Source organism: Rhizobacter sp. P2_H2 (assembly GCF_056403375.1).
This window is the reverse complement of the sequence record NZ_JBFUFP010000938.1, coordinates 1-2139: the sequence shown is the minus strand read 5'-3', so window position 1 is coordinate 2139 and position 2139 is coordinate 1. Positions and strand designations below refer to the sequence as shown.

3 protein-coding genes are annotated in these 2139 nt (G+C 69.5%); 1 reads left to right on the top strand and 2 read right to left on the bottom strand.

What is annotated here, in order from left to right:
- The coding region (locus tag AC1D15_RS28465) for a M48 family metalloprotease (RefSeq protein WP_477828659.1) at positions 1-435 on the top strand (435 nt) is incomplete at its 5' end.
- A gap of 53 nt (positions 436-488) precedes the next feature.
- Here the strand turns inward: AC1D15_RS28465 and AC1D15_RS28460 are convergent.
- Both AC1D15_RS28460 and AC1D15_RS28455 read right to left on the bottom strand, forming a co-directional pair.
- A complete protein-coding gene (locus AC1D15_RS28460) occupies positions 489-1622 on the bottom strand; it encodes a methyl-accepting chemotaxis protein (protein ID WP_477828658.1) in 1134 nt (377 codons plus the stop codon).
- A 16-nt stretch (positions 1623-1638) separates the two neighbouring features.
- A partial coding sequence (locus AC1D15_RS28455) for an HAD family hydrolase (protein WP_477828657.1) occupies positions 1639-2139 on the bottom strand: 501 nt, incomplete at its 5' end.

Here is a 2139-nt window from a genome sequence, read left to right as displayed (position 1 = left end):
GGGCTGGAGGGGGCTGCCGAGTTGCGCGTGGTGCGTGGCGACGTGGTGGCTGAAACGCTGCACGGCCGTGTCGTGATCGCCAACGAATCGCTGGGCGACTGGCCCGAGGAAGGCAGGCTGTTCGTGCTGGCGCACGAATTGGGTCATGTGGCGCTGGCGCACTGGGCGCAAATGGGCGTGATGTACCAGAAATGGGTGCCCGGCAGCGTCACCCCGGACCAGACCGACCCGGTCGCCGGCCGGTTGGGGCGCGAGGCGTCGGGCCTGGCCTACCAGCAGGAGTACGAGGCCGATGCGTTTGCGCTGCGCACGCTGGAAGGGATGGGCGTGCCGCGCGACACGGTGATCTCGGCCTTCATGCGGCTCGGCGTGACGAAGGACACGGCGACGCACCCCGGCACGCATCGACGGCTGGCCGCACTGCGCGCGCAATAGGCCTGGGGATCAACCCCACGCGCCTTTGCCACGCCGGTCGCCCCTGAAGGGGCCTACGCATTGACGCGGAACGATCCCATCGCCGCGGTGAGCCGCCCCGACTGACCCCGCAGCGACTGCGCCGCCGCCGCCAGCTGCTCCACCAGCGCGGCGTTCTGCTGCGTCATCGTGTCGAGCTGCGCGATCGCCTGCTGCATGCGGCCGATGTCGCTGCTCTGCGAGGCACCGCTCTGCGCAATGTCGCCGATCAGCCCCGCCACCTGGCCGACGCTGTCGACGATCTCGCGCATCGTGCGGCCGGCATCGGCGACCAGCTGCGAACCGGCCGCCACCTTCTCCGTCGAGTCGCCGATCAAGGCCTTGATCTCGCGCGCAGCCGACGAACTGCGCTGCGCGAGGCTGCGCACCTCCTCGGCCACGACCGCGAAGCCGCGACCCTGCTCGCCGGCGCGCGCTGCCTCCACAGCTGCATTCAGCGCAAGGATGTTGGTCTGGTACGCGATGCCGTCGATCACGCCGATGATCTCGGCGATCTTGCCGGCGCTGGCGTGGATCTCGCCCATGCGCACGATCACGTCCTGCATGGTCTGCGCGCCGCGCGCCGCGACCTCGCTGGACAGCGTGACCCGGCTGCGCGTCTCGCGTGTGCTGTCCGAGTTGCTGCTCACCGTGGCCGCCAGCTGCGCCATCGAGCCGACGGTCAGCTGCAACGCGTTCGCCTGCTGCTCGGTGCGGTTCGACAGGTCGGTGTTGCCGCTCGCGATCTCGTCCGATGCGGTGTCGACGCTCTCGACGGTCTGCCGCACGTCGAGCACCACCGTGCGCAGCTTCTTGCGCATCGCGTTCAGCTCGGCCCGCAGCCACGAGATCTCGTCCTTGCCCGACGACGTGATCTTGGTCTCGAGGTCGCCGCCGGCAATGCGGATCACGCACTGAACGGTCGATTCGACCGACTCCTTGATGCTGCCGCGGATCAGCCAGCCGGCCAGCAGCGCCACCGCGCAACCGGCGATGGCGCCCGCACTGAACCACCCGATGGCCGCATCGGCATTGATCCGCTGCGGTCCCGCGGCAAGCTGCTGCACGGTCCACGCCGCCGCCGCACCCATCGCGAGCACGATCGCACCCATCACGGCGAAGCCGATCATCACCCGCCTGACCAAGCTGACCTGGCGAATCCATTCCATGAGCTGTCTCCTTGTTTTATGAATCAAGCACCATCCAGCCGCAGCGCCGCGCATGCTCGCGCAGCACAGGCTCCGGCCGCACGGCCACCGGATGCGACACCGCCTGCAGCAGCGGCAGGTCGCTCGCGGAATCGGAATAGAACCAGGATTCGTCGAAGGCCTGCAAGCCGCCGGGCCGGTCCAGCCAGTCGAGCACGCGGCTCAGCTTGTGCTCGCGGTGGCAGGGCTCGCCGTCGATCTCGCCGGTCAGCAAGCCGTCTCGCAGCTCGCCTTCGGTCGCCATCAGGTGGCGGATGCCGAACAGCCGGGCAAAGGGCTCGGCGATGAAGCGCGTGGTCGCGGTGACGATGGCGCACAGGTCGCCGGCACGCTGGTGGCGCTCCACCAAGGCCTGCATGATGCCGGGCACCCGCGCCGCCATCTCGGCCTCGAACGCGCGGCTCCAGGCCTCGATCTGGTCGCGCGGAAACGCCGCCAGCGGTGCCACCGTGATGCGGTGCATCGCGCGGATGTCCAG